The organism is Aeromonas sp. QDB18 (genome assembly GCF_027705325.1).
Taxonomy (GTDB): Bacteria; Pseudomonadota; Gammaproteobacteria; order Enterobacterales; family Aeromonadaceae; genus Aeromonas; species Aeromonas caviae.
This window is the reverse complement of sequence record NZ_JAPDBQ010000193.1, coordinates 1-6,164: the sequence shown is the minus strand read 5'-3', so window position 1 is coordinate 6,164 and position 6,164 is coordinate 1. Positions and strand designations below refer to the sequence as shown.

Here is a 6,164-nt window from a genome sequence, read left to right as displayed (position 1 = left end):
AATATCTGGAAACGGTACTCAATGCGGGTCTCAAAAAACTGGGTGAAATTTAACAAAATGTTCACGCTCTCACCCTGATGCATGCGTACTCCTGAGAGTCCGCAATCATTACAGACGCGGTACCAATACCGCCGAGGTTCGGAAATCTGAGAGACACCACCCTGGCCTCTAAAGAGCAGACCGGTTGTGCCATGGCGCTGGAATTGGAGTTGAATCAACTCCAGCGCGAAATGATTAAGTGGTATGAGCCTTTCTCGACCAGACTTACTGGTGGGCAAATACGCAAGCTTTCGATTGAGATTACAATCTTGAAGCTGTAGCGCTCGGGCCTCACCCAGCCGGCACCCTGTTGCAAACAGGAACAGCAGAAGCCTAGCTTTTTCATCGTCGATGTCTTTCATCAAACGATGGACCACCTTATTCACCACCTCATCAGGCAACCCCTTGGGTGGCAAAACAGCTTCATGCTTTGCCGGAATACCTGCTGCTGGCGAGGACTTGAGAATGCCACGTTCTACAGCGAAGGACATGATGGCCTTTACCTGTGCCAAGTAGCGGTTCCGCGTGGCGACAGAGCACGTTTTATTTGATTCTGTAAGAAAATCCTCGATGTCGAAACGGGTTACTCTGTTTAATGGCTTGAGCCCTAGAGCTGCCACGATCGGCTTTACCCGAGACTCGATGGTTTTATATGACCGATGAGTTGCTCGTACTGAAGGCAAGTATTTATCATGTATAAACTGTTCTACTGACAAGCTCGAAAGATAGGTTTGATTGAATCCCACAGGATCCAGTACAAACTCCGCTTTTAGCTTTCTTGCTTGTTCACGTATCTCTTTAACGCTGAATTCGTCCGTGCTCGCAATTTTTAACCGATAACGGACTTTATTTTTGGTGAAACTAAGACAACCAACCTTGCGACCAGTGGCATAAGTAATCCACGTAAGGGAACGCTCGTATTTATCTTTACTTTCACGCTGCTTTGAACTGCACTCCTCCAACTTGGCACTATCTACAGTTGGAGCTACAGCCTGTTCGGGCATCGCACCTCCTATCATCTAGAGCCACCACCTTGGTGATTCATGAAAAGAATGTTAACGAAGAAAAACCGAAATGGAAGACCAGCTCCAGAGCGTAACCATCCGATAATGCCTTATAAAAACAGACTTCCCTGCACATGGTATGTTTTGTGCTTTACAAAATCCCCCTATAGCCGGAGAGTCGAAATCAGTTTTTGCCCCCCTCTAAAGAATCAGAAAATCACAACTCAATAGAGTCCAATTTTTTGACAGAAAAATATTTTTATTTTTTTCCGTCCCCCCCGATGCCCTGCTCACTTTATGAGCTAAAAGACTACATTGAGCACAAGTATTTACTTCCCCTACAGCTCTTGCTGTAGGGGGTTATCACTCTTCTTCAAACGCAGATACGGAAGTTGAGCGACCGGAGGTCCTTCGGTATCGACGCACCAAACTCTGTCTGGTCAATTTCTGGTAACTTTTCAGCGCACAAAAAACATGCACGTTAGTTCATCCGTTTTTTGACAAAAAATGGGCTCACTTGTTGGAAGCTCGGGATGGGTGAGAGAGCGAAAAGGTAATTCTATAAAGGGAAAAAACCTCGATAGCAGAACCTGCCGACAACCGGATCCCGGTGTGGAGTCAGGGGCTCCTTGCACACTATCTCGCCACTTGGTTCACCCTATGCAAAAACATGCCAGAAACTGGGGCTACAAGGTTGACACCCCAGTCGAGAAAGGGTTTAATGCGCGCCGTTGCCCAGATAGCTCAGTCGGTAGAGCAGGGGATTGAAAATCCCCATGACAGTTTCCATACCACAGCTCTGGACCGCACACTCTACAAGGCTTCGCTTTCAATGCGAGGCCTTTTTGTTATGCGTCTCTGGTCAATCTCTGGCAATCCGAGAAATTGCTGAAGGTTAGCAACTCATAACCGTGTCTATTTTTTGTTGACCACTACAGATCGTGGAGACGTTGAAATCGGCAAATATGATGAAAAATCGTCGCCTAGCCCGTCATATCGGGGACACGGCACGGTTTGGTTTTGTGGTGAAGATCGCCTATAAAGCAGAGTCGCCTGGTGTGCATTTGGTCAAGTAGGATCAATGGTTCGCCAGCTCGAAAATATGCCATTGTTGTGGCCACAAAATTCCAGAAATGCCGCTGAATATGCGGAACTGGCAGTGCCCATCGTGCGGGGTCGGACATGACCGCGACATCAACGCGGCCATGAACATTCGCAACCTAATTTTGCCCGGATGTTGCGCCACGGCTGGCTGGTCGTAATTCCATCGTACCAGTGGTTGCAGCCTAAGAAGTGGGAAGCCTCGCCGCTTGCGGCGGCGGGGAGCAGCATCACATAATCATGTACTGAAGCCTTATGTGAAATTACACCGTGGTTTTGTTTACACGAGTAGGGGATTACCGGGTGATATGTGAGATCCGGGATGATTAACTGGTGATTGTGGCGGTGATGAACGGGCATAAAAGCGAGGTATATGGGTGAAAATTCGGTTTCAACTACTACAAGATAATTTAGGCGCTATGGGTGAAGATGAGCGAACAGTGTGACCTCCCACCGTGTTCATGACAGGCGATCCATGAACAGGCAACTTCACACAACACACAATGTCAGCGCCTGGTGGAAGCCTTCATTATGTGTTGTAGCGTAGATCTTGTACCCCACGCTACGTTCGCTCGATAATACGTTAATCCGTCAATGAATGCTTTGCAATAGCAGATAAATAAATGTGTGATCTTGTCGAAAAAGAAGAGCTATTCCGAAGGATTTGTAAAAAAGGGCTGCGCCCTTAATGCAAGTCAGTTAAGGAGGGTTGAGCGAGTCCCTGATGTGAGATCATAAGCCCCACTTGGCATCAGGGATGAGGTTCAGCATGATGAGTCCTTATTCATCGAATTAGGGTTACAGGGCGTGAAAAATTGCCCCTATATGTATGTTCGAATCTAAAATCCCTGCATCTGCCTAGCCTTTTCAAAATCACCGTTCACCCGCTATCAATTACTGGTCATCCTAATTTCCTGCTCTCACCTTCCCGTAAAAGCCCAATATTTGTTCGCACTTTCCTTAACCGCCGGTGTCGGGTGCTTTTGGGTCATACCAGCAAGCATGCAATACGGGTAGGATCAAGCAACAGGCCAAAAGGAGGAAAAAGAGACGATCGTCTCTTTTTCTCCTGTCAAGCCACCCCGGTGAACGGTTACGTTGGCATGACATCCACTTGTGATTGGAATCACAAATGTCAGGTGTGGGGTTTGAGTAGGACAGATCTAAAGTATAACGTTCTAGTATAACGTTATACTTGGTCGGCAACATTTGTCGGTTTTTCTCCAACTAGCGACGATGTGTGACAACACATCAGGAGTCAAGAATGGAAGTAATGAACAGAATCAGGATGGCGTTCGCCAAACTATCGATGATTGGACGAGCCCTGATGTTACCAATCTCGTTGTTGCCAGCCGCGGGGCTGCTGTTGGCATTTGGCGCTAAATTCGACATGCCGCTGATGATGCGTGCTGGTGGAGTGATTTTTGATAACTTACCGTTGCTGTTCGCTATCGGGTCGGCGGTAGGCCTGGCTGCAGAGTCGGGTATTGCTGCGCTCTCGGCTGCGGTCTCTATGCTGATTATTAATACCACTATCAGCACGTTGTTGGGGATCACCCCAGAGATGGCGGCATCCGGGGGGCGCTATGCTATGGTTATAGGTATTCCCACCTTGCAGATGGGCGTCTTTGGTGGACTCATATCTGGTATCTTGGCGGCTTGGTGCTATAACAGATTTCACACCATGCAGTTACCTGAATTCCTAGGTTTTTTTGCTGGCAAACGGTTCGTGGCGATCGTGACAGCCTTATTGTCATTTTTACTTGGTTTGGTGTTGCCCTGGGGATGGGGATACGTTCAGATAGGTATTGATACCCTATCTCTGGTGGTAAACGGTGATAATCAGGCCTTATCCACCTTTATTTTCGGTACGGTAGAACGTGCCTTGATCCCTCTTGGTTTGCATCACGTTTGGTACCCCTCGTTCTGGTACACATTTGGTGAATACACATCGAAAGCAGGTCAGTTGATCCACGGTGATCAGACTATCTGGTTCAAGATGTTGGAAGATGGAGTGACCAGTTTCAGCACTGATACCTATCACAATGCGGGTAAATTTATGCAGGGTGAGTTCCCGTTAATGTTGTTTGGTCTACCCGCTGCTTGCCTAGCGATGTATCACGAGGCTTACACCAAAAACCGCAAAGTTGCGGCAGGTATCCTTTTTTCGGCTGCTCTGACATGCTTTCTGACCGGGATCACCGAACCGGTTGAGTTTACCTTTATCTTCGTTGCTCCTATCCTCTATGTATTCAACGCCTTAATGGCAGGGGTCGCGTACATGAGTATGTATCTATTGCATGCCCATATCGCTAAATCGTTCTCGGCTGGCCTAATCGATTACATTTCATTTGGTCTGTTGCCTAGCCTCAACGGATTTGAGACCAATTTCCTGATGGTTTTTGTGATCGGTATTCCGATGGCCTGTTTGTACTATCTCACCTTCCGATATGTGATCCGTCGTTTCGACATCAAAACACCTGGACGGGTGGCAATGCTCAACACCATTGAGGGAAAATCAGATCAGGACTTGGCTAGTGAAATCACATTGTTGATCGGTGGCGTTACGAACATACGTCAGGTAGGCTCCTGCATCACCCGTCTGCGTCTTGAAGTGGTGCGAGCGGATCTGGTTGACAAAGAGGGGCTAAAATCTCTTGGAGCACGTGGAGTTGTATTTGTAGGTGATGAGGGGATCCAGTTGGTCTTTGGTGCTCGAGCCCAGTTTATTGCCAAGGAAATTGCAGCGTTAGATGCTTGATCCGGCCCTGGGCTCTTGTGTGTTGAGGGCCCAGTGTCATTTTGTTAAGGTAGCCAGCCTTTAAGTTTATACGGGATGTCAATGTGGCAAAAGTGAGTATTGTGGATGTCGCTAGGGTTGCAGGTGTCTCTGTGTCGACTGTCTCGCTGGTGCTGCGCAAGAAAGGGCACATTTCTCAACCGACAATAGTGCGAGTTTTACGGGCTATTGACGAGCTTGGCTATATCTATAACCAGTCAGCGGCCAATCTACGTAGCCAGAAGAGCAACCTGATCGGATTGTTTTTTGAGCAGATAGAAAGCGATTTCTCCATCAAGATCCTCAAAACCCTGATTAAGGCGCTTGATAAAGAGAGCTTTACCGTCATGGTCAAGACTGGTCAGTTGCAACCATCTCAACTAACCAGTCTTCTCAACGAGTTCAAAACTCAACATGTAGCTGGGATCATTTTGGTCGCATCGGGGGCACTTGATGAGCAAGTAGCACAGTTGATGGCTGCAACCGAGCTGCCATATCAGATAATTGCCAGCCAAGGGGGGGAAGGGATGAGCGATATTGTGGTCTGCGATCCATATCGAGATGGTTTGACACTGACCCGCTTCCTGCTCGATATGGGCCATGTAACCACATTGTTTTTGGGGGGCGGTTCGGGGGACCCCGTTTTTAGCAAACGAGCTGAAGGGTACCGAGCAGCTTATCGCGAGCGTGGGATGCCTGAGCGAAAGGCGCTCATCATCACCTTTGATACGGATCTTGTTGGTCAACGCCAACGTCTGGAGTTCGCCTTACGTTCGGACAACTCGATTTCAGCTTTGGTCTGCCACACATTTGCGGCTGCTATGCTGGCAACACAGTGTATCCTGAGGCTTGGATATAGCATCGGTAAGGATTTTATTTTGGCTCAGCAGAAGTATGTAGTTTGCTTCCAGGAGATGGATCGCTTCTCTAGCGAAGTAATAGAGCTGCCGCATCTATTACTGCCACTGGAAGCAATGGCCCATCAGGCGGTACATCAGCTTCTCGAGCGCATCAAAGGTGACTCTCCCCAGCCATTGCAGGCTTTTGTCGGTGATCTGATCTGTTGAATGCATTTTGTGCAGAAACTTCAATTGCACTGAGGTCAATTATAGTGGTGATGCCTCCGATCGGTTGAGCTGGTATGATGGGGGCCTTTGAGACTCATCATATACAGGACCTTAAGAAAACACTTCATTTGAAATTCCTTCTAAGGTCCTGTTCTGTATCGATTTTCGCTGCTT

3 protein-coding genes and 1 pseudogene are annotated in these 6,164 nt (G+C 47.9%); 3 read left to right on the top strand and 1 reads right to left on the bottom strand.

The annotated features are described in order from the left end of the window. Window positions 1–1,043: tyrosine-type recombinase/integrase (locus OKC30_RS19395; RefSeq protein ID WP_270809760.1), on the bottom strand; the 1,043-nt coding region annotated here is incomplete at its 3' end. A 1,088-nt stretch (window positions 1,044–2,131) separates the two neighbouring features. Between OKC30_RS19395 and OKC30_RS21570 the strand changes: the two are divergent. The 3 genes and pseudogenes from OKC30_RS21570 to OKC30_RS19385 form a co-directional block, all read left to right on the top strand. Then, a pseudogene (locus OKC30_RS21570) lies at window positions 2,132–2,305 on the top strand (zinc ribbon domain-containing protein); the annotation flags it as partial. 1,103 nt (window positions 2,306–3,408) lie between these two features. Next, window positions 3,409–4,905 (top strand): PTS transporter subunit EIIC, encoded by a 1,497-nt coding sequence (locus OKC30_RS19390; RefSeq protein ID WP_197970430.1) that lies wholly within the window; start codon window positions 3,409–3,411, stop codon window positions 4,903–4,905. Window positions 4,906–4,988: 83 nt separating this feature from the next. Further along, a complete protein-coding gene (locus OKC30_RS19385; protein ID WP_182859749.1) occupies window positions 4,989–5,990 on the top strand; it encodes a LacI family DNA-binding transcriptional regulator in 1,002 nt (333 codons plus the stop codon). Window positions 5,991–6,164: the final 174 nt, after the last annotated feature.

Coding starts and splice junctions, on each gene's coding strand:
- OKC30_RS19390 (WP_197970430.1), top strand. CDS start 3,409: ATGGAAGTAATGAACAGAATCAGGATGGCGTTCGCCAAACTATCGATG.